This window comes from Streptomyces sp. NPDC006487, assembly GCF_042870555.1.
Taxonomy (GTDB): Bacteria; Actinomycetota; Actinomycetes; order Streptomycetales; family Streptomycetaceae; genus Streptomyces.
In genome coordinates this window covers 221489-243283 of sequence record NZ_JBIAHN010000005.1, presented here as the reverse complement: position 1 = coordinate 243283, position 21795 = coordinate 221489, and the positions used below count along the sequence as shown (strand labels likewise).

Here is a 21795-nt window from a genome sequence, read left to right as displayed (position 1 = left end):
ACCCACAGCGTCGTACGGGTCCCCTTGTCCTGCCCGGACGCTCCCCTGCACCGGCCTTCCGGCGCGTCGTCCCACCCGGCGCCGGCTCGGTGGCGGTGCGGACGGACATACGGACATGACGTCGGGGTTCGGGGGCAGACGGGTCCCGAGGAACTTTCACCAGGGAGGCGGCCGATGGCGAACGGGACGGATCAGCAGGGACGTGACGAGTCGCCGGAGGAACGCGCCGACCGGCAGTGGCAGGAACTGGTCCAGGAGATCAGGGTCGCCCAGACCGGTGTCCAGATCCTGTTCGGATTCCTGCTGACCGTGGCCTTCGCCCCCGTGTTCGCGGGACTCCCGCAGACCGAGAAGACCATCTACGTCGTGACGGTGGTCCTGGGATCCCTGGCGACCGGCGCCCTGATAGGCCCCGTCGCCTTCCACCGTCTCGTCTCGGGGCGCAGGATCAAGCCCGAGGCCGTCGCGTGGGCCGCGCGCCTGACCTTCACGGGCCTTCTGCTGCTCCTGGCCACCAGCACCTCGGCCCTGCTGCTCGTCCTCAGGGTGGCGACCGGCAACGCCCTGGCGACGTGGCTCGTCGGTGGGGTGTTCGCCTGGTACGTGCTGTGCTGGTTCGTGCTGCCCCTGTGGGCACGCGTCCGCTACACCGCCAGCGTCGACCCGGAGGATCCCGAGGACCCCGAGCGGGACTCGTAGGGCGTGGCGGCGAGCTGTTCCTCCGCCGCGGTGATGGCTTCGAAGACGGTGGGCCTGCCCATGAGCGCGCACAGGGTGTACGCGGTGTCGTCCATGGCCCGCAGGGCCGCGGGGTCCTGGGGCGAGGCCGCGAGCCGGGCCTGACAACCGCGCAGCCGGGTCAGCACCTCCTCGGTCCGGGTGGGGTTCGGCGCGAGCCCGGCAGCACGGGGACCACCCGCCGTCCCGCGGGTCCGGGCGGCCTCCACGGCGCGGCGCAGAGCGCGTTCGAGGCGGGCGGGCAGGCCGGTGCCGCAGGAGGCGCCGGTCACCGCGGCCGCCAGGTCCTCTACGGGTACGTCGGCCAGATCCGCGGCCGTCGCGAGGATGCGCAGCGCGTCGCGGGCCGAGCAGGGGGTCGTGGCCATGAGCATCCCGACGGCCCGGTTGCCGGCCGGCGCCGGCACGGGGTGCCCGTGCGTCCGCGCGGTGGGGGCCAGTCGGGTCGGGGGAGTGGTTTCTCCGGGTGTCAGCACGGGTTCCTCCGGTCCGGGGCGGTGGGGGCGGTGCGGTGGTCCGCGTAGGGACGGTATGCCCGCCGTCTGAGCACGGGCCGCGCGGCGCGCTGGTTCAGGGCCCGAACAACTTCCATGACCCGTGCGGCCGACCGGCTCGGGCCCGGCGGCGCCCCGGGCGTGGGCCGCGGACCCGCGTGCGCCAGGCCAGCCGGGCCGGGCGGCCTCAGCCCGCGGCCACCGCCTCCACGAGGCCGTCCACGACGCGGACGCGGCTGAGCCGTCCCTGACGCCGGTGCGCGGCGCGCTGCCGGGCCAGGAGGACGACCGTGCCGATCCGTGCGTTCACGTCGGCCACGCGGATCTCCGGCGTGGGCACGTGCTCGGACGGGCGGGCGTACCAGTAGATCATCCGCCGGTCCAGCACGGTGCCGCTGCGCACGAGCTCCTCGGCGCAGTGTTCGTACCCGGCTTCGTCCAGGACGGGGGCGGGCCCGACGGCCGGCCAGCGGGCGTGCTCCACGGCTCGCCGGCTGGCGTAACCGGAGTCCCTGCCCCGGTCGAAGGGAGAGTAGGCCGCGAGGGCCTGGAGCACGGGCAGCCAGGGGCCCATCCGGTACCCCTCGGATCCGACGCCCACGTGGGAAGCCGCCGGCGAGCCGGCCCCGGTGCGGCCGTCAGCCGAGCGCAGGTACGAAGGGCACGTACTCCCGGTCCGTGACGGACGGGATCACCGTGTAGCTGGCCTCGGGAAGTTCGTTCCACACACCGGGCAGGTCCCCGAGCGGCTCGGAGACCACGATGCGCGAGTCGTCGGAGATCTCGTGGAGGTACTCCACCTCGGGGTGGAGGTGGCGCACGGTCTCGGCGCGGCTGCTGTAGAAGAGCGACCGGGAGGCGCCCCGGCTGGAGTAGCGGAACGCCCAGAGCCGCTCCCCGTCGCTGATGGCCAGGGTCATCTGGACCGGATCGGCGACGCCGTGCTCCTTGCCGAGCCGCTCCACGAGCCCGGTCATCCTGGCCACCGCCCCCGGCACGTCCTGGTCGAGCCCGAAGGTCACCGCCAGGTAGAACATCACCTCGGAGTCGGTGGACCCCTCGATGGACGGGAAGAGGGCCGGGTCGACGGCCATGCACAGGTCGCGCTGGAGCCGGTGGAAGTCCGCGATGGCCCCGTTGTGCATCCACAGCCACCGGCCGTGGCGGAACGGGTGGCAGTTGGTCTGCTGCACGGCCGAACCCGTCGAGGCACGGATGTGCGCGAAGAACAGCGGCGAGCGCACGTGCGCGGCGAGTTCGCGCAGGTTGCGGTTGTTCCAGGCCGGTGCGACGTCCCGGAAGACGGCGGGCGTGCCGTCCCCGTTCCCGCTGTACCAGCCGATCCCGAAGCCGTCGCCGTTCGTCGTCTCGACGCCCATCCGGGCGTGGAGGCTCTGGTTGATCAGCGAGTGCTCGGGCCGGTAGAGCACGGCGTCTAGCAGCATGGACGAACCCGAGTAGGCGAGCCAGCGGCACATGCGGACCATCCCCTTCGCGGCCTGCTCCGAGCCTAACCCCGGACGCGGCCGCGGTCCTGGGCTCCGCCGCGGCGGGGTGCCGCGGCGGAGCCGGGGCCGCGCTCAGCAGATCCGCGGCAGCTGCTCCCCGATCGGCAGGTCCACCACGCGGGTGCCGCCCAGCCGGGTGCGGGCCACGACCATGCCCGGGTGGGCCTCCACGGCCTCGCCGATCACGGTCGCCCCGCGCCCCAGCGGATGCGCCCGCATCGCGTCGAGCACGGCCTCGGCGTGCTCGCGCGGTACGAAGGCCACGAGCTTGCCCTCGTTGGCCACGTAGAACGGGTCCAGGCCGAGGATCGAGCAGGCGTTCGCGACGGCCGGGGGCACGGGCACCCGGGTTTCGTGGACGAGGACGCCGGTGCCGGAGGCCGTGGCGATCTCGTTGAGCGCGGCGGCCAGACCGCCCCGGGTGGGGTCGCGCAGGACGTGCAGGTCCGGAGTGACCGCGAGCATGCTCCGTACGAGGCCCCCCAGCGGCGCGCAGTCGCTCTCCACGTCCACCCCGAACTCCAGGCCTTCGCGGACGCTCATGATGGCCACGCCGTGCAGCCCGATCTCACCGCTGACGATCACCACGTCTCCGGGCACGACCCGCTGCGCGCGCAGGTCCACCCCCGCCGGGATGAGGCCGATGCCCGCGGTGTTGATGTAGACGCCGTCCCCGTGCCCGCTCTCCACGACCTTGGTGTCCCCGGTGACCACCTCCACGCCCGCGGCGCGGGCCGCTTCGCCCATCGCGCGGGCGACCCGCGAGACGACGGACATCTCGACGCCCTCCTCCAGGATGAACCCGCAGGAGAGGTAGGCCGGTTCGGCCCCCGACATGGCCAGATCGTTGACCGTGCCGTTGACCGCGAGGTCACCGATGCAGCCGCCCGGGAAGAACAGCGGGCGCACGACGTAGGAGTCCGTGGAGAAGGCCAGCCGCACGCCTCCGAGGGAGAGCGCGGCGGAGTCCCCGAGCTGGGCCGGGGCGGGGCCGCCGAACTCCGGGAGGAAGAGGTGCTGGACGAGCTCCGCGGACAGCGCGCCGCCTCCGCCGTGGCCCATCACCACCCGGGGATGGTCGCGCAGCGGGGCCGGGCAGGTCCAGCCGGTGATGTCCAGGGGTGCGGTCTCAGCCAACGGGGCTCGCCTCCAGCGGCGTCGTCGGGGAGGCCGGCGCGGCCTGGAGGTCGAGCCGGCGGTAGAGGTAGTACGCGGCGCAGGCGCCTTCGCTGGAGACCATCGTGGCGCCGAGCGGGTTGCGCGGCGTGCACAGCGTGCCGAAGGCCTCGCACTCGTGCGGTTTGATGAGCCCCTGGAGCACCTCGCCGCTGCGGCACTCGGCGGGCTCCCGCGTGGTGATCCCGGTGACCGAGAAACGGTGCTCGGCGTCGAACTCCCGGTAGCGCTCGGACAGGCGCCAGCCGCTGTCCGGGATGACCCCGATCCCGCGCCAGGCCCGGTCCGTGACCTCGAAGACGTCTTCAAGCATGGCGAGGGCGGCGGGATTGCCCTCCGGGCGGACGGCCCGCTCGTAGGCGTTCTCCACGGCGTGCTCGCCCCGTTCGAGCTGCAGCACGGTCCGCCGTACGCCTTCGAGGATGTCCAGCGGCTCGAAGCCCGTGACCACGATCGGCACACGGTACCGTGCCGCGAGCTCCGGGTACTCCGCCATCCCCATCACGCTGCACACGTGCCCGGCGGCGAGGAAGCCCTGCACCCGGCAGCTGGGGGAGCGCATGATGGCCTCGATGGCCGGGGGAACCCGTACGTGGGAGACCAGCAGGCTGAAGTTGTGGATGCCCAGCCGCTTCGCCTGATGGACCGTCATCGCGTTCGGCGGGGCCGTGGTCTCGAAGCCGATGCCGAAGAACACCACCTCCCGGTCCGGGTTCTGCCGGGCGATGGTCAGGGCGTCGAGGGGGGAGTAGACGACCCGTACGTCACCGCCTTCGCTGCGGACCCGGAACAGGTCGCGGCCGGTCCCGGGGACGCGGAGCATGTCTCCGAAGGAACAGAAGATCACGCCCGGCCGGGAGGCGATCTCCAGCGCCTTGTCGATGACCTCCAGCGGGGTCACGCAGACGGGACATCCCGGTCCGTGGATCAACTCCACCTGATCGGGCAGAAGTTGATCGATCCCGTGCCGGATGATGGTGTGGGTCTGGCCGCCGCACACCTCCATCAGTGCCCAGGGGCGGGTCACGGCGGAGTGGATCTCGTCCAGGAGCCGCCGGGCGAGGGCGGGATCCTGGAACTCGTCGATGTACTTCACCGCGGTCCTCCCTCGTCACCGTCGGCGGCGTCGGCCGCCAGCTCCCACGGATCCCCGAACTCCTCCTGGAGCATGCCGAGTTCGGCGAACAGTTCGAGGGTCTGCCGGGCGGACTCCTCGTCCAGGCGCTGGAGGGCGAAGCCCACGTGGACGATGGCGTACTCGCCGACCTGGAGGTCGGGAAGGTACTCCAGGCACACCTCCTTCTGCACGCCGCCGAAATCGACCGTGGCCATGCGGGTGCCGTCCTTCTCCGCGATGTCAAGCACTCTGCCGGGTACCGCCAAGCACATGGGCCTCTCCTCGCTGTGGGGGGTCGGTGACGCCGCGCGCGGCCGCCACCATGAGCTGACCGAGTGCCAGCCCGCCGTCGTTCGGCGGGACCTGGCGGTGCCGCAGTACGGTGAAGCCGCGCTCGCGCAGCGCACGGGCGCAGGCCGAGGACAGCAAGGTGTTGGCGAAGACCCCGCCGGTCAGCGCCACCGTGTCCAGCCCGTGCCGTTCGCGCGCCAGGACGCACAGGTCGGCGACCAGCGCGGTGGCGGCGGCGTGGAAGCGGGCCGCGATCACGGACGGATCCACCCCCGCCCGGAGGTCGGCCACCACCGACACCAGCAGGGGCGCCGGATCCGCGGTGACGGGGCCGTCGCCGCCGGGAGCCGGGGAGTTCAGGGCGAAGGCGTACGGGCGGGGCTCGGGATCCGGGGCGGCCCGCCCCGCCGCCCCCGGCGCGGCCGACTCGGGCGCGACGTACTCCGGCGCGGCCGACCCCAGCGCGGTGGACTCCAGCTCCATGGCGGCCTGGGCCTCGTACCCGGAGAGCTGGCAGATGCCCGCCAGCGAGGACACGGCGTCGAAGAGGCGGCCCATGCTGGAGGTCGGAACGCAGTTCAGTCCGAGCTCCAACTGCCGTGACAGGAGACGGAATTCGTCCTCCGGGCAGCTGCTCGCACACGGCAGGTCGGGATCCCAGGGGATCCCCGCGGCCCGCAGGTGCGACAGGGCCATGCGGTACGGGCGGTGCACCGCGGCGTCGCCGCCCGGCAGCGGCACGTACGCGAGGTGCGCGAAGCGGGTGTACCCGGCGTAGTCGGCGAGGAGCACCTCTCCGCCCCAGACCGCGCCGTCGTCACCGTAGCCGGTGCCGTCGAACGCGACGCCGATCACCCGGTGGCCGCCGTCCAGGCCGTGTTCGGCCAATGCGGACGCGACGTGCGCGTGATGGTGCTGTACGCGCACCAGCGGCCGGCCCCCCGCGTTGCGGACCGCCCACCGGCCCGACCGGTACCCGGGATGACGGTCGGCGGCCAGCAGGACGGGCGAGACCCCGGTGACGGACTCCAGCTGCCCCTCCGCCCGCTCGAAGGCGACCTGGGTGGCCAGGTCGTCCATATCGCCGATGTGTGCGGACAGCCAGGCCCGGCGGCCCTCCCCGAGGCAGAGGGCGTTCTTCAGGTCGCCCCCCGTCGCCAGCGTGGCCGGAACCGGAAACGGCAGCGGCAGTGGCAGCGGGGCGTAGCCGCGCGAGCGCCGGACCAGCAGCGCGGCGCCGTCGCAGACCCGCACCACGGAGTCGTCGCACGGTACGTGGATGGGCCGGTCGTGAGTGAGCCAGCCGTCGGCGATCCCGGCCAGCCGCGCCAGGGCCTCGTCCTCCCCGGTGGCGATGGGCTCACCCGCGAGGTTGCCGCTGGTCATGACGAGCAGCCCGGGCCCCGGCGGGTCGCCGGGAAGCCCGAACAGCAGGTGGTGGAGCGGGGTGTACGGGAGCATGACGCCCAGGTCGGGGCTGCGCGGGGCGACCTCCTCGGACGGTCCGGGGCCCCCGGCCCGCCTGCGGAGCAGCACGATGGGCCGGACACCGCCGGTGAGCAGGGCACGCTCCTCGGGGCCGATGTGGGCCAGCCGCTCCGCCTCGGCGAGGTCGCGTGCCATCACCGCGAACGGCTTGTCGCCCCGGCACTTGCGCCGGCGCAGCTCCGCCACGGCCTCCGGACGGGTGGCGTCGCAGGCCAGGTGGTAGCCCCCGAGTCCCTTGACCGCCAGGATCGCGCCCCGGGCCAGCATGCGGCGTGCCTCGGCGACCGGATCCGTACCGGTGAGCTCGTACGGGTCCCGCCCGCCGCCGGCGACCAGCAGCCGCAGCCGGGGACCGCAGGCCGGGCAGGCGACGGGCTGCGCGTGGAACCGGCGGTCGGCCGGATCGGAGTACTCGCGGGCGCAGTCGGGGCACATCGGGAAGCCGGCCATGGTGGTGTGCGCGCGGTCGTAGGGCAGACCGGTGACGATCGTGAAGCGGGGGCCGCAGTGCGTGCACGTGATGAAGGGGTGGCGGTGGCGGCGGTCGCCGGGATCCGCCAGCTCCGCGAGGCAGGCGGCGCACGTGGCCGTGTCCGGGGAGACCAGCGTCCTGGCCGGGCCGCCCCTCCGGGAGGCGATGATCGCGAATCCCGCGCCCCCGACCACCGGCACCTCACAGTGGTCGACGGCCTCCACCACGGCCAGCGGCGGTGCGTCCGCCGCGAGGCGCTCGCAGAACGCGGAGACGGCGGCGGCCGCTCCCTCGACCTCGGTCACCACTCCCTCCGGGGTGTTGGTGACGTGTCCGGCCAGACCGAGCCCGGTGGCGCGGGCGTAGACGTACGGCCGGAAGCCGACGCCCTGCACCACACCCTGCACGGTGACCCGGCGGCGCTGGACGGACTCCATCAGCCGGTCTGCCCGTGCGTCGGCGCTGCCGCCGGGGTGCGGGCCGGCATCGGGGCGTGCCTCTGCTCGTGCTCCGGGCCGTGGCCGTGGCCGTGATCGTGCTCCGCCCGGTGTCCGTGCCCGTGATCGTGATCGTGCTCCGGCCGGTGCCCGTGATCGTGGTCGTGCCCGTCTGCCGTCCGGTGCGTGCGGCTGCCCTCGCCGGGCCCGGGCCCGGGCCCGGGCCCGGCGAGGTGGTCGCCGCCTTCAGCGCCGCTCCGCGCCGAGGCAAGGGCGCCGGCCATCACCGGCGTGTGCGCCGCCGCTCCCCTTCCGACCGCCTGCGCCCGGTCCAGCAGGAGGCCGAGACCCTCGCCGGTGCGGGCCGAGGTGAGTACCACCTCCACCCCCGGGTTGACCTGCTGGACGTTCGCCCGGAAAGCGGCCTCGTCGAACTCGACGGCCCGCGCGATGTCGGTCTTGGTGACGAGGACGAGCTGGGCCAGCCCGAAGGCCGTGGGGTACTTCAGCGGTTTGTCCTCGCCCTCGGTCACGGAGGCGAGGACCACGCGCAGCGACTCCCCGAGGTCGTACGAGGCCGGGCAGACCAGATTGCCGACGTTCTCGACGAAGAGCAGCCGTGTCTCCTCGGGCAGCCAGCCGTGCAGGTGGCGGCCCAGCATCGTGGCCTCCAGATGACAGAGCCCGTCGGTGAGCACCTGCTTGACCGGGGCCCCCGAACGGGCCAGCCGTACCGCGTCGTTCTCAGTGGCCAGGTCGGCGGTCAGGGCGGCCACGGCCACCCCGCGTTCCCTCGCGAGCAGCAGTTCCCGTTCGAGCAGCGCGGTCTTGCCGCTGCCCGGACTGGACAGCATGTTGACCACCGTCGTGCCGCGGGAGGCGAGTTCGGCGCGCAGGGCCCGCGCGGCCCCGTCGTTCTTGGCGAGTACCGCCTGTTGCAGGTCGACCACTCGGCACATGGGTCAGGCCTCCTCGGAGATCGGGGCGCGGCAGGGGGCGACGGCGGCTGCGGCGGCCTCGGCGGACTGCGCGTCCTCCCAGGTCACCGTCAGGATGCGCAGCTCGCGCCCTGAGAGCAGCTCCACCTCCGTGGCCCGTCCGCACGTGGGACAGCACAGGTCGGGGGGCATCCCCACGGCCCAGTCGCCCGTGCAGGCGCCGCAGCGCGCGCGGGCCGGCACGGACCGGACGACGAGCTCGGCCCCCTCCAGAACCGTTCCGGCGCAGGCGAGTTCGAAGCAGAAGCCGAGTGCGTCCGGCACCACTCCGGCCAACTCGCCCACTTGGAGCTCCACTCGGCTCACGGCGCTGCCGGCTTCCGGGGCCGCCTCTTCCACCTGGCCCACGACGGCCATGGCGATCGACATCTCGTGCATCGGATTCGGTCTCCGTCCTGCCGGGGGCTATTACACCGGCAGGACCGGGGAGGCGCGGCCGGGCACGCCGGGAACCGGTACGCCCCGTACTCCATTCGGAGGCCGGGGCGTACGCGTTCACATGCGGCGGATGCGCAAGTAGCGCCTGATGTCCGGCAGGAGCTGCTTGAGGGCGGCGACCAGGGCCAATGCGGCGGCTCCGCCGACGACTGCCTTCTTCATGGGGTACTCCTCAGTTCTCGGCGGTTCGGGTCCTCCGCTCCGGGGGCGTGCGGCTCCCCGTGCCCGAGCAGGTCCAGGAGCGCGCGCACGGCCTGGGGCACGGCGTCGGCCACGGGTGCACTCAGCCCGATGCCCTCCTCGACGCAGGCCGGTTCGCAGCCGAGGACGAGCACGCGCCCGGGCGCCTGCGCGCCCGTTCCGGCGCACAGGGTGTCCAGCAGGGCGAGGACGGTGGCGGGCGACATGTCGTGGCCGTCGAGAGCGGCCGCGCCCGGGGCGGCGCCCACGTCTTCCTCACCGACCTCGATCAGGTACAGGGTGCCGGGGGCGCCGCCGCGCGCGGTGGCGTCGACGAGGACGACCGTGTCGTAGCCGTCCAGCAACTGGTAGGCGAGGTGGACCCCGCGCACCCCGAAGTCCACCGCCTCCACGCCCTGCGGCAGCGGGTGCGCCGACAGGGCCCGCAGGGTCTCGACGCCGAAGCCGTCGTCTCCGAGGAAGACGTTGCCGATGCCCGCGATCAGGGTGCGGCCGCCGATCGGGGTGCGGCCGCTCACGCCGGCCCCTCGGGGGCGACGGTGACCTCGTCCGGCTGGAAGTACAGGAACCTGCCCTGTTCCCGCCGGATGTCGGCACCCGGGTCGCCCTCCACGGTGACGGCGAGGTGAACCCCTCCGTCGACATCGTGCAGGACCGCCTCCACCCGGGCCGTGCGGCCCTGGAGGAAGAGGTCCTGGGCGTCGGTCCGGCGCAGCCCCGGGCGCAGCACCACACGGCTTCCGGCGCCCACCCGTACGCCGTCGACCGTCACGTGCTCGGGTACAGGTGCGGCGGAGTCCGCCCCGGCGGGGTCCCACCAGGGCGTCCCGGGCCGGAACAGCGCGTCCGCGTCCTGGGAGGCGGCCTCACCGGTGATGTCGCGCAGGCCCCGTACGGCCCCGTGCAGGCGCTCCAGGACTTCGGGCGGCATCGAATCGGCCAGCTCGATCACGGCGGCCGCCCGGGGGTCCGTCCCGCGGGCCTCCCGTTTCTCCTGGTCGGTGAGGGCGGCGGTGCGCAGGGCCAGGATCTCGTCGATCTCGGTGGCGTCGTACATGGCCCCGGCGCTCTCCGGGGCGATGGCCGGGTGGTCCTCCAGGATGATGGGGGAGGACAGGACCACGTCCGTGCTGCCGGGCTGGCCCGCCAGTACCGGCCAGGTGTGGCGGTTCTCGCAGCGCGCGACCGCCCCCTTGGCCCACTCGGGCGGGTCGGTCATCGACAGGAAGGACCCGGAGTCCAGCGCCAGCAGGAGGTGGGCGGCGACGAGGGAGCGGGGCAGTGCCTCCTCCCGGGTCGCGGACGGATCCGCCGGGGACCACGGGCTGGTGTTCTCCACCACCGCGGTGAGCTTCGACACCCGGTAGGGGCCTTCGAGTTCGGCGGTGCGCAGGCGCAACAGCCCGTCGATCCGCTCCGTACGCCGCACCAGGCGGCCGACCGTGCGGCCGTCGGAGTCGAGGACCGGCTCCACCTCCTCGCGGGCGGGCCGGTCGAAGGGCAAGACGGCTTCCGTGCCCGTCAGTTCGGCCAAGGCGACGGACAACTCGATCCGCTCTTCGGTCCCTTCGTCCCAGGGGACCAGCACTCGGTCTGTCAGCTGGAGTTCGGCGACCTCCTCGAACGAACCGTCGGCGCGGGCCCGTTGGACCGTGCGGCGCTGCGCGTGCAGGAAGCGAAGCTCCACATGGAGCGTCGCCGCGCCCCGGGGTTCCAGCAGGATCTCGGTCCGCTGGAAGGAGTGCTCCCCGTGCGCGGGAGCCCAGGCGGGCGGCACGAGCACGCCGAACTGCCAGCGCATCCGGTTCTTCGCCGCGGAAGCCCGGTACGGGTACAGGACGTACCCCTCGAAGAGGACGGCGTCGGCCACCTGCCGGGCCGTGGCGAAGCGGGAGTCCGCGGCGCCGACGGCGCCCGCGGGGCCGGGGGCGGTCGTGGTCACGGCGCGGTCCTCTCGGTGACGAGCGGCGGCGGCGTCCCCAGCCGGACCGGGGCGGGCGCCGGCCCGGCCGCGGCGTCCAGGAGGACGCGCACGGTGGCCTCCCATGAGGGGAGTGCGTGCCGCGAGCGGAAGGCGAGCAGTTCGGCCATCGTGTCGGCGGGCAGACGCAGCCAGCCGCACCCGGGGAAATGCTGCTCGACCATCTCCCGCCATACGGCCACGGGCATCCGGTACGAGGCCTCGCGGTCCCAGGGCACCGGTTCCACGTGGAAGCCGCCCGCCCCGGTGAAGGCCGTCCCCGAGAACAGCATCAGCATCGGGACGTCACCGCCCTTGAGCGCGGCGAAGTACCGGGTCGCCGCGATGTCCATGTCGTAGCTGCACGGCACCACGAGGTCGACCTCGGTCTCCCCGGTGAAGCTCGGGACCATCACCGAGACCAGCGCGAACTGCACCGGCTGAAGGGTGGACCCCCAGCGGGAGGGTTCGCCGAAGAGGTCGGCGAGACCGTCGGCCTCGGCCGGGACGTAGCGGCGCTTGGCCGGCTCCACACGGAGCTGGCAGCGCAGGGCGACGGCGTGCACGCGCACCCCGGGCGAGGCGGTCAGCCGCAGCCGGAACACCAGGGTGGGTCCGGCGGCGTACGGATCGGCGCGCACCCCCGTGCAGGCGAAGTCGAAGTCCGTCACGGCCGCCGCCCCGCTTCCACCGGATCCGGGGCCAGCACCCGGGCCCGCCGTTCCACCCGCTCGAAGAACACGCGCAGCGCCTCCCGGGCCTCCGCGCCCCCGTCGAAGCCCTGCCAGAGCATCCGCATCCGGCCCACCAGCTCGTAGCAGATGTCGATGGGGACCAGGTGGCAGGTGGTACGGCCCTGCGCGCGGTGCAGCAGCAGTGCCTCCACGTCGGGCTCCAGCAGGCCGGCCAGCCGCCCGGCGCCGAGCACGCGCTGCCAGGTCTCGGGGTCGAGCTCGCTCTCGGTGGCCCCGGCGGGGCTCGGGTAGAGCGCGACCAGGCGGTCCAGTGCGGCGTTGCGGAACAGGAAGGCCACCCCGACGGGGATCTGGAGGGTCTCCCAGGCGCCGTCACCCAGCGGATGCGCCGGGTCGGTGAGGTAGCGGTCGGGTACGGCGCGGAACCGGCCGCTGGCCGCGCCGGGCCGGTCGAAAAGCAGTGCGCAGGCGGTGCACGCGCAGACCAGGGCCCGCCGTTCGGTCTCCACCAGGTGGCGGTGCCCGTCCTCGGCGACCGCCACTGCGCACAGTTCGCAGGTCTCGGGGCGCGGCGGGCGGGCGCCGGCGAACCGGCGCAGGCCGCGCGCGGCCGGGGCCGGCGCGCTCACCGGACCCGTGCCGGGGTCTGCGGGCGGGCGCCGATCTGGAGGAGGGCCGGGGCGGGGGACGCCTGCTCCACCTCCACGGAGGTCACTTCGGGTGCGAAGGCCGCCAGGGCGTCCGCCACACCGCGCGGGACGCCGTCGGGATCGGTCTCCGAGCCGCCGCAGCCGCAGCCGCCGCCGGCGGGAACGCCCAGCCGCAGTACGCCCGAGGCCGGGTCGAAGCCGAGCAGTTCCGTCTGCTCCGGAGCGGACCGCAGCGCCCGCCCGATCCGGACGTGGACGTCCTCGGGGTTCAGGTCGTGCAGGGCCAGCAGGCTCGCCACGAGCTCGTCGTCCAGCAGCGGGGCCAGGCCGTGGTCGCCGAGCCGCTGCGTGATCCGGGCGAGCCCCGCCCCGTAGAACTCCATGAGGCCCCGGACCAGTTCCTCGGCGGCGGCGCAGGCCGCCCGGTCGCCCGTGGCGGCGAGCCGGTCGAGGACCTCGTCCACCCGCTGCCCGGCCTGTCGTGCGTCCGGCGCGGCGCCCGCGGCGCCCGCGGCGCCCGCGCGTGCGGCGCTCATCCGCCCAGTCCGCTCAGGCCGGTGGGCACGTGCATGGTTTTGACCGTCTTGCCGCCGCCGACGTACATGTGCACCCCGCACGGCAGACAGGGGTCGAAGCTGCGGACCGCTCGCATGATGTCGATTCCCTTGAAGTTCTCCGGGGGGTTCTCCTCGAAGATGGGCGTGTTCTGCACGGCGTCCTCGTACGGACCGGGAGTGCCGAAGGTGTCCCGGGTGCTGGCGTTCCACGGAGTCGGCGGATACGGGTGGTAGTTGGCGATCTTCCCGTCGCGGATCACCATGTGGTGCGACAGGACACCGCGTACGGCCTCGGTGAATCCGACGCCTACCGCCTGGTCCGGCACTTCGAACTTCTCCCAGGTCTGGGTGCGTCCGGCGCGCACCTCCGCGAGCCCCTTCTCGGCGCAGTGCAGCGCGATGGCCGCCGCGTAGGCCTGGAAGTAGGTGCGGGCCCGGTTGCGTTCCAGGGCGTTGCTCCACTTGGGGATCTGCCACTCGAAGGTCGTCTCGGGCTTGGTCATCGTCTTCGGCAGGTTGATGACCACGCTGTGCCCCGTGGCCTTGACGTAGCCGACGTCCACCAGGCCGGACAGTGCGGTGGACCAGAGCCGGGCGATGGGACCGCCGCCGGTGTCGAGCGCCAGGTGGTCCTTGCCGTCGAACCAGCGGGGCGACATCACCCAGCTGTACTTGTCGTCGAAGTTCCGCTTCTGCGGGGCCGGGATGGTGTGCTGGTTCCACGGGTGGCGCGGGTCCACCGGGTTGCCGAGCGGGTCGTGCGTGACGAACTGCTCCTGCCCCTGCCAGTCGTCGTAGTACGAGCTGCCCAGCAGGATGCGGATGCCCAGGTTGATTTCCGTGAGGTCGTTGGTGACCAGTTTTCCGTCCACCACCACGCCCGGGGTGACGAACATCTTCCGTCCCCAGTCGGTCATGTTGGCGTACGTGAAGTCGCAGTACTCGGGGTCGTTGAGGGCGCCCCAGCAGCCCAGCAGGACACGCCGGCGGCCGACTTCCTCGTAGCCGGGCAGGGCCTCGTAGAAGAAGTCGAACAGGTCGTCGTGCAGCGGCACCACCTTCTTCATGAACTCCACGTACCGCATCAGGCGGCTCATGTAGTCGGTGAAGAGCTGGACCGAGGCGATGGTGCCGACACCGCCCGGGTAGAGCGTGGAGGGGTGCACGTGGCGGCCCTCCATCAGGCAGAACATCTCCCGCGTGTACCGGCTGACTTGGAGGGCCTCGCGGTAGAACTCGCCCTCGATGGGGTTGAGCGAGCGCATGATGTCCGCGATGGTGCGGTACCCGTGCTCGCCCGCGTGCGGGGCGGCGGTCCGTTCGGCCAGCTCCAGGACCCCGGGGTTGGTCTCGCGGACCATCTTCTCGCAGTAGTCGACCCCGACCAGGTTCTCCTGGAAGATGTTGTGGTCGAACATGTACTCCGCGGACTCGCCGAGGTTGATGATCCATTCGGCGAGGTGTGGGGGCTTCACCCCGTAGGCCATGTTCTGCGCGTACACGGAACACGTGGCGTGGTTGTCGCCGCAGATCCCGCAGATGCGGCTGGTGATGAAGTGCGCGTCACGGGGATCCTTGCCGCGCATGAAGACGCTGTAGCCACGGAAGACCGACGAGGTGCTGTAGCACTCGGCGACCCGCTTCTGCTTGAAGTCGATCTTCGTGTGGATGCCGAGACTGCCCACGATCCGGGTGATCGGATCCCATGCCATCTCGACCAGGCCGCTGCCGTCGCCGGCCGCCTTCGTCTTCGGTTCCATCGTGTCTGCCGTGGCCCTTCATCAGCGCGGGTGGAGGAGGAGCGGGTGGAGAGGGGAGCGGGTGGGGAGAGGAGTGCGGAGCGGGCGGGTGGCCGTCGGGCCCGGTTCACCAGGGCGGGCGGTATCCCGTCGTCAGCTTCTCGCCCGTGTGGCGCCACTTGGGCTCCTGATCGACGGTGTGAAGGGTGATCGCCCGCAGCCTGCGGATCAGCGCGCCGTACGCGCCGCTGGCCTTGGTGGAGACGGTGGCGCCAGGCGGCTTGTCCATGAACGGCATGAACTTGTCGGGGAAGCCCGGCATCGTGCACGCGATGCAGATGCCGCCCACGTTCGGACAGCCGCCGATGCCGTTCATCCAGCCGCGCTTGGGTACGTTGCACTTCACCACTGGACCCCAACAGCCGAGCTTCACAAGGCACTTGGGGGAGTCGTAGGTCTCCGCGAACTCGCCCTGCTCGTAATAGCCGGCCCGGTCGCACCCCTCGTGCACCGTGTTGCCGAACAGCCACGTGGGCCGCAGCTTGTCGTCCAGCGGGATCATCGGGGCCGAGCCGGCCGCCTGGTAGAGCAGGTAGGTCAGGGTCTCGGAGAAGTTGTCCGGCTGGATCGGACAGCCCGGCACGCACACGATGGGGATCCCGGCGTGCGACTTCCAGTCCCAGCCCAGGTAGTCGGGCAGGCCCATCGCACCCGTCGGATTGCCTTCCATCGCGTGGATGCCGCCGTATGCGGCGCAGGTGCCGATGGCCACCACGGCGAGCGCCTTGGGCGCCAGCCGGTCGATCCACTCGCTGGTGGTGATGGGCTGGCCGGTCGCCGGATCGTCGCCGAAACCGCACCAGTAGCCCTCGGACTTGATCTTCTCGTTGGGGATGGAGCCCTCGACCACCAGCACGAAGGGATCGATCTCGCCCCGCTCGCCCTTGAAGAACCATTCGATGAACGTGTCCGCGCCCCCGACGGGACCGCACTCGAAGTCGATCAGCGGCCAGTGGACGGCGATCCGGGGCAGCCCGGGCAGCGTCCCGGTCACGATCTCCTCGATGCTCGGCTGCATCGCGGCGGTCAGGGACACGGAGTCACCGTCACAGCTCAGGCCCGCGTTGATCCAGAGGATGTGGATCAACGGGTCGTCCGCTGCCGGGTCGTCCGTCACCGGGGCCGGCGTTGCTGCGTCCATGCGGAGGCCTCCTTGGGGAGGGGGAGGGGGAGGAGCGGCGGCGGGGCCCGCAAGGGGGCCCCTCACCGCGAGGGGCTCATCGGCCCCACCTTTCTTGCTAGCACCCGCCGCGGACCGGTGCCGCGTCATGTACACCCGGTCCGGTGACGGAGTCCGGCGACGAGCCCGGTCGCGCGGACAGCGGCGCACCGCGCCGGGCCGGCACGGCGCGGGCGAGGTGCGGCGGGGTCTCGCCCGGACGCACCTTCCCCACGAAGGCCCGCCGCAGCGCGTGGTACGGGGCCTGCGGGTCGAAGAAGGTCTGCCACATCCGCTCCAGCTCGGCCGCCCGGTAGGAAGCCAGCGGACGCTGCTCCTCGTCCCGCTCCCGCCGCGCCTTCTTCACGGCGATCCGGGAGGTGGTGGCGGGGTGCCCGGCGAGCCGTGCGGCGAGGGCCGCGGCCCGGCCCGCGAACTCCGCGGGCGGGCAGGCGACCGTCCGGTCGACCAGGCCCAGCCGCCGGGCCGCCTCGGCACTCAGCGGCAGGGCCTCCGTGGTCTGGTGCTCCGCCGCGGCGGAGCCGATCCGGCGCGGCAGGGTGTACGTCCAGAACTCCGATCCGTACAGGCCCATCAGCCGGTAGTGCGGATTGAGGACCACACCGGAGCGGCACCACACCTCGTCGGCGGCGAAGGCCAGCATGGCGCCTCCGGCGGCGGCGTTGCCGCCCAGCGCGGAGATCACGAGCCGGTCGGTGGTGGTCAGGACGGCCTCCACCAGGTCGTCCATGGCGTTGATGTTGGCCCAGGACTCTTCGGCGGGATCGACAGCGGCCTCGATGACGCCCAAGTGGATCCCGTTGGAGAAGAAGTCCCGCCCACCGCCGAGCACGAGCACGGAAGTCGGCCGGGCGCAGGCCGCACGGTACGCGTCCAGCAGGCGCCGGCAGTGGGCCGTGCTCATCGCGCCGCCGGGGAAGGAGAACGACAGGAAGCCGGCCCCGCCGACCTCCTGGTAGCCGATGTCGGACCAGGTGCGGGGCCGCGGCCCCCGGCCGGCCGCCGCCGGGGCGGGCAGCTCGGGCAGCTCCGGCAGCAGGGCCCCGAGCGCGAGGGTGGCGGGGAGCTTGGGCGCGGCCGGTTGCCCCGGGGCGCGGTGGGCCCGCAGCTCCGGGATCCACACGGCTCCGTCGACGGTGGCCCGGCAGATCGCCCCCGCCCTGGTGGCCAGCAGCTCGCCGGGGCGGCCGCGCAGCCCGTCCTCCGGGTGCCCGCCGTGCAGGTACCAGGCGCAGCCGAGCAGCTCGTCCCGTACGCCGGGCCGTGAGTCCGCGGCGCGCAAGGTGCGCAGCACCTGCTCGGTACCGTCCCGCAGCCAGTCGATCCGCCGGTGCTCCTGACGCAGCAGGGGGCGGGCCAGGCCCTGGGTCTGCGGCGCGGGGACGTACGTTCCGCCGGCATAGCGCTCCACGGCGAGCAGGACGGCCTCCAGGGCCGCGTCGGCCACCTCGCCCCGGTACCAGGCGCTCTTCGACTCGCCCGGGTCCGGTCCGGGACATTCCACCGAGGCCCACACGTCGCCGGCGTCCATCTCCGCATTGGCCTGCAGGACGGTGACGCCCCACCGCGGGACCCCGTCCAGTACCGCCCGGTCGAGCGAGGAGGGACCCCGGTCCCCGACCGGACCGGGATGCACGATCAGGCAGGTGTGGGCGGACCAGACCTCCTCCGGCACCGCCGAGGTCAGCATCGGTGCGACGATCAGCTCGGGGCGGTGGCGCCGTACGCACGCCGCCAGGTCGGCCGCGGGGAGGGCCAGCTCCACGGAGACGCTGTGGCCGCGATCGCGCAGCTCGGCGTGGACCCGCTGGGTGAGACTGTTGAAGGCGCTCGCGACGAGCAGGACGTGCACGGGGGCTCCCTGCGACGGACCGGTGCCGCGGCACGGGGTGGCCCGGCCGCATCGGCGGTGCGGGGCCGGCGCGTGACCGGCCGCCAGAGATGTTTCGCGACGTCCGTCGGCGAGCGCGCGCACCCCGCTGTCCGTGTCACCCGTACGCGCAGCAGCACAGGGCCGCTCGGCGGCAGCGGAGAACGGGCCCGCGGTGGCCCCGGTCCCCGTTCCTGCTCCGGCCCGGGGCCTGCGGCCGGGCGCCCGAGGCCCGGCCTCCGCGGCGCCGCACTCGATGTGTCTAGGGCCCGGCGGCGCGGGTAGGCGCGGTACGCCGCGCGCTGCCGGGAGGCGGCGACCCGCGCGGTACGGGCACCCGGACTGTGCCCGGCCGGACGGCCCGGAGGCCCGGGCCGCCGGTATCCGGACGAACGATCGGACGCACTGTGACGAATCCGAAGAGCTGCGCGCCCACCCGACCCGAACCGGTACCGGGAGGGCAGGCGTCCATGGGGACGCCTCCCAACGATCCGGTGCCGCCCAACCCGACCCCCGCGCCGGGCCCCGGCCCGGGGCCGCAACCCGGGCCCCTGCCGGGTCCGGTGCCGGCCCCCGGGCCGGACCCGGTACCGCCGGCGCCGCCGCAGCCCGAGCCCGACCCGCCGCCCGTACCGCGTCCCGGTCGGCATCCCCGGCCGGGGCCCCTCCCGGGACCGGTGCCGGCGCCGGAGCCCGTGACCTGAGTCGGAGCGTCATCCTCGACGACGGAGTGCGACCCCCGTCGCAGCCATGAGGCCGAGGCCGCACCCCGCACCGGGCGCCTACCCAGCCGGGCGCGGCCGATGCGGACCCGACCGCAGGACCGTGACCACAGGACCGGGCCCTGACACCGGTTTGCACGGCCCGGACCGGGGAAGCCGCCCGTGCGGGGCTGCCGCGGCCCGCGGGGCTCCCGTAGAGCTCGAGCGAGGAGACGGCCATGGACGAGCAGGGTGGCGCCGGAGGAGTGCCGCTGGAGGACCGGCGGAAACCGGACGGGCACGGCAAGGCACGGGCCGGCCGCCGCGATGACAAGGCGCAGACCGGTCTCCACGACGACGGGACCACGCCGGCGGCCGACACGGACGAAGCCAGCCGTCTGGACCGTCCGCAGCAGCCCGGGAAGCCGGGCCGAAAGGGGGCGCGGTGGGTGGGCCCGCGCGATGAATGAAGCCCGACCGCACCCGGGCGGGCGGGGAGCGGGCGTGCCATGCTCAAGGAGTGAAGGGCGATGCCGCACCCGTGGGTGAGGGCGCCGCACCCGAGGTGGTGGCGCTCGCCAGGGTCGTGGCCAGACTCAGGTCGGAAATCGTCGACCTGGAGGGCGTCGCCGCGACCACGGCCGTGGTCGAGCGGGCCAAGGGCGTCCTCATGGCGCAGTCGGGGGTCTCCGCCGACGCGGCGTACGAATTGCTCCTGAAACGGGCCGTACGCCGCGGCCGCTCCGTCCTGGAGGAGTGCTGGCTCACGCTGGGGCAGGTTCGCCGCCCTCGACAATCGCCGGGGACCGCGCGGATCTCCCTGATCACGGCCCCGGCCCCGGCCCCGGCCCCGGCCCCGGCCACCGCCCCGATCACGGGTCCGGGGAACGAGCCGTGGACCCCGGACTTCAGCCGTCGCCGCCATCTCCCCGGTCACCATGACGGTGACGGCGAGCTGAACGGCCTGCTCGCGCGGATCGCCGACGGTCTGGCAGGCGCACACGGCGGTGATGACATCGCGGAGCTGCTGGTGACGGTGCTCGGGTCGGCCGTCGACGTGGACGCGGTCATGATCTACACCGTCGCGGCCGCAGGAAGCCTGGACCTGACCGGAAGCGCCGGAATCACCGATGCCCTGGCGGAGCAGTGGCGCCACATTCCCCCGCTGAGCGGGGTCGCCGCCCTCGAAGCCATCGCCGCCCGCCGTGCCCTCTGGCTGGAGGACCCCGAACAGGACGCCCGGCGCTATCTGCTGATCGGGGACCCGCCGGAGCGGTGGCCGGCGCGCGCCTGGGTCCCCGTGCCCGGTGAGGGCCCTCCCCAGGCCGCCATCGGGTTCCTGCGCACCCGGCCGGGCCCCTTCGCCGCCGGCACCCGGGCGTTGTTGCGCCAGGCGACCCGGCTGTGCGCGGGGCCCCTGGGGGCGTCGGCACCTCGTGCCCCGGAGGGCACGGGAGCGGCCGTCGGCGGCTACGCGGAGGCCGTCCAGCTCATCCTGGACACCATGGCCGGCCCCGCGACCCTGCTCACCCCGCTGCGCTCGGAGACGGGTGAGGTGGAGGACTACCGGATCGACGCGGCGGCGCCCGAGTCCGTCGACGTCGCCGGCCGGCGCGGCAAGGAACTCGTGGGCCGCCGGATCCTGGAGACGTACCCCACCGTGGCGGGTACTGCCCTGTGGGAGGGGTACCTCAGGACGCTCACCACCGGAACCAGGTACGAGGGGGACCCCTTCACCTACGAGGAAGTGGTCGCGGGCGTCCCCCGGCAGTCCGTCTACTCCGTCCGGGCGTCCAGACTCGGAGACCACCTGGTCGTGTCCTGGATCTGCCATGACAGCAGCCAGCGCGAGGTCCGGAGGCTGGCCGACATGCAACGCCTCGGCAACCTAGGCTGGGCGGGCTGGAACCTGGTCACCGACACCGTCACCTGGTCAGATCAGGTCTATGCGATCTTCGACCGGGATCCGGTCCGGGGGCCGATGCCGCTGGAGGAACTGCCGGGCCACGTCGTCACCGAGGACCTCCACCGACTGGGCGCCGCCGTCGAGAGGCTGCTGAGCGAGGGGCAGGCCGTCGACCAGCCGTTCCGGATCACCACCCGGCGCGGAGTGCGCCACCTGCGGATCGTCGCCGAGGCCCAGACGGACGCCGACGGCACACCCGTCGAGGTGCACGGCTTCTTCCAGGACCTGACCACACAGCACGACGTCGAAGTCGCGCTGCACGAGAGCGAGCGCGCCGTCCTGCTCCAGCGGGGCATGCTCCAGGCAGAGCGCGCGCTCGCGGCGCGCCTCCAGGACACCCTGCTGCCGATCCCCGAACAGTCCCTGGAACTGGCCGGCCTGTGCATCGACGTGGCCTACGTCCCCGCCGACAGCGGGATCAACGTGGGCGGCGACTGGTACAGCGCCATCGAACTCCCCGACGAAAGCGCCCTGTTCGTCATCGGAGACGTGGCCGGCCACGGGCTGGCCGCCGTCGGAACCATGGCCCAGCTCCGGTTCACCGCCAAGGGCATGGCCGTCACCGGCTCACCTCTGCCCGACGTCCTGCGCCGGCTCAACACCCTGCTGATGCACACCGGTTCGGACCCGTCGGGCAGTGCCACCGCCACCATGGTGATGGCCCGCTACCAGCCCTGGGACCGGCGGCTGACCTGGGTACGGGCAGGCCACTTGGCGCCCTTGCTGATCCGCGGCGACCGGGCGGAGTTCCTCGAGCAGCCCCGGGGCGCCCTCCTCGGGGCGACCTTCGAAGCCTCCTACGAACAGGCCGCCATCGACCTGATGCCCGGCGACAACCTGCTCTTCTACACCGACGGGCTCGTGGAGGAGCCGGGCGAGGACATCGAGGCCGGCCTCGACCGCCTCGCGGAGACGGCGGTGCGACTCCTCCGGGAGGGCCGCGGCGAAACCCTCGCCCGGACCCTCGCCTCCCTGTCGACGGCGCATCGCGACGACATCTGCGTCCTGGACGTCCACGTCCCGGACGGGGTAGCGGACGGTGATGTTCCGTAAAAGGGG

21 protein-coding genes are annotated in these 21795 nt (G+C 73.3%); 3 read left to right on the top strand and 18 right to left on the bottom strand.

Annotated elements, in window-relative coordinates; genetic code table 11:
* Positions 1–174 precede the first annotated feature (174 nt).
* Positions 175–699 carry a DUF6328 family protein gene (locus tag ACFYM0_RS10555; RefSeq protein WP_388498992.1) on the top strand — a complete coding sequence of 175 codons (525 nt, stop codon included), beginning with the start codon at positions 175–177 and terminating at the stop codon, positions 697–699.
* On the opposite strand, the gene ACFYM0_RS10550 is transcribed toward ACFYM0_RS10555, so the two are convergent.
* The 18 genes from ACFYM0_RS10550 to ACFYM0_RS10465 all read right to left on the bottom strand — a co-directional run bounded on the left by ACFYM0_RS10550 (position 645) and on the right by ACFYM0_RS10465 (position 18051).
* A complete protein-coding gene (locus ACFYM0_RS10550; RefSeq protein WP_388498989.1) occupies positions 645–1106 on the bottom strand; it encodes a DUF5133 domain-containing protein in 462 nt (153 codons plus the stop codon). The genes ACFYM0_RS10555 and ACFYM0_RS10550 overlap by 55 nt on opposite strands.
* 313 nt (positions 1107–1419) lie before the next feature.
* Entirely contained in the window at positions 1420–1833 is a 414-nt protein-coding gene (locus ACFYM0_RS10545; RefSeq protein WP_388498985.1) for a glutamate-cysteine ligase family protein, read from the bottom strand.
* Positions 1834–1870: 37 nt separating this feature from the next.
* On the bottom strand, positions 1871–2710 hold the full coding sequence (locus tag ACFYM0_RS10540) for a class II glutamine amidotransferase (protein ID WP_388498982.1): 840 nt from the start codon (positions 2708–2710) through the stop codon (positions 1871–1873).
* A gap of 102 nt (positions 2711–2812) precedes the next feature.
* Positions 2813–3877: a hydrogenase expression/formation protein HypE gene (gene hypE, locus ACFYM0_RS10535; RefSeq protein WP_388498980.1), complete on the bottom strand. Its 1065-nt coding sequence runs from the start codon at positions 3875–3877 to the stop codon at positions 2813–2815.
* Positions 3870–5012 carry a hydrogenase formation protein HypD gene (gene hypD, locus ACFYM0_RS10530; RefSeq protein ID WP_388498977.1) on the bottom strand — a complete coding sequence of 381 codons (1143 nt, stop codon included), beginning with the start codon at positions 5010–5012 and terminating at the stop codon, positions 3870–3872. Before hypD ends, hypE begins: the two co-directional genes overlap by 8 nt.
* Positions 5009–5305, bottom strand: coding sequence for a HypC/HybG/HupF family hydrogenase formation chaperone (locus tag ACFYM0_RS10525; RefSeq protein ID WP_388498974.1), 297 nt, complete (start codon positions 5303–5305; stop codon positions 5009–5011). The genes hypD and ACFYM0_RS10525 overlap by 4 nt, the downstream gene beginning before the upstream one ends.
* Entirely contained in the window at positions 5274–7721 is a 2448-nt protein-coding gene (gene hypF, locus ACFYM0_RS10520) for a carbamoyltransferase HypF (RefSeq protein WP_388498971.1), read from the bottom strand. The genes ACFYM0_RS10525 and hypF overlap by 32 nt, the downstream gene beginning before the upstream one ends.
* Positions 7721–8680: a hydrogenase nickel incorporation protein HypB gene (gene hypB, locus ACFYM0_RS10515; protein ID WP_388498967.1), complete on the bottom strand. Its 960-nt coding sequence runs from the start codon at positions 8678–8680 to the stop codon at positions 7721–7723. Before hypB ends, hypF begins: the two co-directional genes overlap by 1 nt.
* 3 nt (positions 8681–8683) lie before the next feature.
* Positions 8684–9097 carry a hydrogenase maturation nickel metallochaperone HypA gene (locus ACFYM0_RS10510; protein ID WP_388498964.1) on the bottom strand — a complete coding sequence of 138 codons (414 nt, stop codon included), beginning with the start codon at positions 9095–9097 and terminating at the stop codon, positions 8684–8686.
* A gap of 117 nt (positions 9098–9214) precedes the next feature.
* The gene (locus tag ACFYM0_RS10505) at positions 9215–9319 is read right to left on the bottom strand and encodes a DUF6893 family small protein (RefSeq protein WP_388498962.1); all 105 of its coding nucleotides are present in this window, start codon (positions 9317–9319) and stop codon (positions 9215–9217) included.
* Positions 9316–9876 carry a hydrogenase maturation protease gene (locus tag ACFYM0_RS10500; RefSeq protein ID WP_388498959.1) on the bottom strand — a complete coding sequence of 187 codons (561 nt, stop codon included), beginning with the start codon at positions 9874–9876 and terminating at the stop codon, positions 9316–9318. Before ACFYM0_RS10500 ends, ACFYM0_RS10505 begins: the two co-directional genes overlap by 4 nt.
* Complete coding sequence (locus ACFYM0_RS10495; RefSeq protein ID WP_388498956.1) at positions 9873–11300, bottom strand: hypothetical protein; 1428 nt, start codon at positions 11298–11300, stop codon at positions 9873–9875. The genes ACFYM0_RS10500 and ACFYM0_RS10495 overlap by 4 nt, the downstream gene beginning before the upstream one ends.
* Positions 11297–11989 carry a DUF6084 family protein gene (locus tag ACFYM0_RS10490; RefSeq protein ID WP_388498954.1) on the bottom strand — a complete coding sequence of 231 codons (693 nt, stop codon included), beginning with the start codon at positions 11987–11989 and terminating at the stop codon, positions 11297–11299. The genes ACFYM0_RS10495 and ACFYM0_RS10490 overlap by 4 nt, the downstream gene beginning before the upstream one ends.
* Positions 11986–12642, bottom strand: coding sequence for a DUF5947 family protein (locus tag ACFYM0_RS10485; protein WP_388498951.1), 657 nt, complete (start codon positions 12640–12642; stop codon positions 11986–11988). Before ACFYM0_RS10485 ends, ACFYM0_RS10490 begins: the two co-directional genes overlap by 4 nt.
* Positions 12639–13199: a hypothetical protein gene (locus tag ACFYM0_RS10480; RefSeq protein ID WP_388498949.1), complete on the bottom strand. Its 561-nt coding sequence runs from the start codon at positions 13197–13199 to the stop codon at positions 12639–12641. The genes ACFYM0_RS10485 and ACFYM0_RS10480 overlap by 4 nt, the downstream gene beginning before the upstream one ends.
* Positions 13196–14980: a nickel-dependent hydrogenase large subunit gene (locus ACFYM0_RS10475; protein ID WP_388498946.1), complete on the bottom strand. Its 1785-nt coding sequence runs from the start codon at positions 14978–14980 to the stop codon at positions 13196–13198. The genes ACFYM0_RS10480 and ACFYM0_RS10475 overlap by 4 nt, the downstream gene beginning before the upstream one ends.
* A 106-nt stretch (positions 14981–15086) precedes the next feature.
* Positions 15087–16160: a hydrogenase expression protein HypE gene (locus ACFYM0_RS10470; protein ID WP_388498944.1), complete on the bottom strand. Its 1074-nt coding sequence runs from the start codon at positions 16158–16160 to the stop codon at positions 15087–15089.
* A gap of 97 nt (positions 16161–16257) precedes the next feature.
* Complete coding sequence (locus ACFYM0_RS10465) at positions 16258–18051, bottom strand: hydrogenase maturation protein (RefSeq protein WP_388498942.1); 1794 nt, start codon at positions 18049–18051, stop codon at positions 16258–16260.
* A gap of 958 nt (positions 18052–19009) precedes the next feature.
* Here ACFYM0_RS10465 and ACFYM0_RS10460 point away from each other — a divergent pair.
* Both ACFYM0_RS10460 and ACFYM0_RS10455 read left to right on the top strand, forming a co-directional pair.
* Positions 19010–19240 carry a hypothetical protein gene (locus tag ACFYM0_RS10460; protein WP_388498940.1) on the top strand — a complete coding sequence of 77 codons (231 nt, stop codon included), beginning with the start codon at positions 19010–19012 and terminating at the stop codon, positions 19238–19240.
* A gap of 50 nt (positions 19241–19290) precedes the next feature.
* Positions 19291–21789 carry a SpoIIE family protein phosphatase gene (locus ACFYM0_RS10455; protein WP_388498938.1) on the top strand — a complete coding sequence of 833 codons (2499 nt, stop codon included), beginning with the start codon at positions 19291–19293 and terminating at the stop codon, positions 21787–21789.
* Positions 21790–21795: the final 6 nt, after the last annotated feature.

Bases quoted from the DNA above. Each gene is read 5' to 3' on its own strand.
- ACFYM0_RS10480 (WP_388498949.1), bottom strand. From the start codon at position 13,199: ATGAGCGCCGCACGCGCGGGCGCCGCGGGCGCCGCGGGCGCCGCGCCG.
- ACFYM0_RS10550 (WP_388498989.1), bottom strand. From the start codon at position 1,106: ATGGCCACGACCCCCTGCTCGGCCCGCGACGCGCTGCGCATCCTCGCG.
- ACFYM0_RS10460 (WP_388498940.1), top strand. From the start codon at position 19,010: ATGGACGAGCAGGGTGGCGCCGGAGGAGTGCCGCTGGAGGACCGGCGG.
- hypB (WP_388498967.1), bottom strand. From the start codon at position 8,680: ATGTGCCGAGTGGTCGACCTGCAACAGGCGGTACTCGCCAAGAACGAC.
- ACFYM0_RS10540 (WP_388498982.1), bottom strand. From the start codon at position 2,710: ATGTGCCGCTGGCTCGCCTACTCGGGTTCGTCCATGCTGCTAGACGCC.
- hypF (WP_388498971.1), bottom strand. From the start codon at position 7,721: ATGGAGTCCGTCCAGCGCCGCCGGGTCACCGTGCAGGGTGTGGTGCAG.
- ACFYM0_RS10470 (WP_388498944.1), bottom strand. From the start codon at position 16,160: ATGGACGCAGCAACGCCGGCCCCGGTGACGGACGACCCGGCAGCGGAC.
- ACFYM0_RS10555 (WP_388498992.1), top strand. From the start codon at position 175: ATGGCGAACGGGACGGATCAGCAGGGACGTGACGAGTCGCCGGAGGAA.
- ACFYM0_RS10510 (WP_388498964.1), bottom strand. From the start codon at position 9,097: ATGCACGAGATGTCGATCGCCATGGCCGTCGTGGGCCAGGTGGAAGAG.
- ACFYM0_RS10505 (WP_388498962.1), bottom strand. From the start codon at position 9,319: ATGAAGAAGGCAGTCGTCGGCGGAGCCGCCGCATTGGCCCTGGTCGCC.
- ACFYM0_RS10475 (WP_388498946.1), bottom strand. From the start codon at position 14,980: ATGGAACCGAAGACGAAGGCGGCCGGCGACGGCAGCGGCCTGGTCGAG.
- ACFYM0_RS10525 (WP_388498974.1), bottom strand. From the start codon at position 5,305: ATGTGCTTGGCGGTACCCGGCAGAGTGCTTGACATCGCGGAGAAGGAC.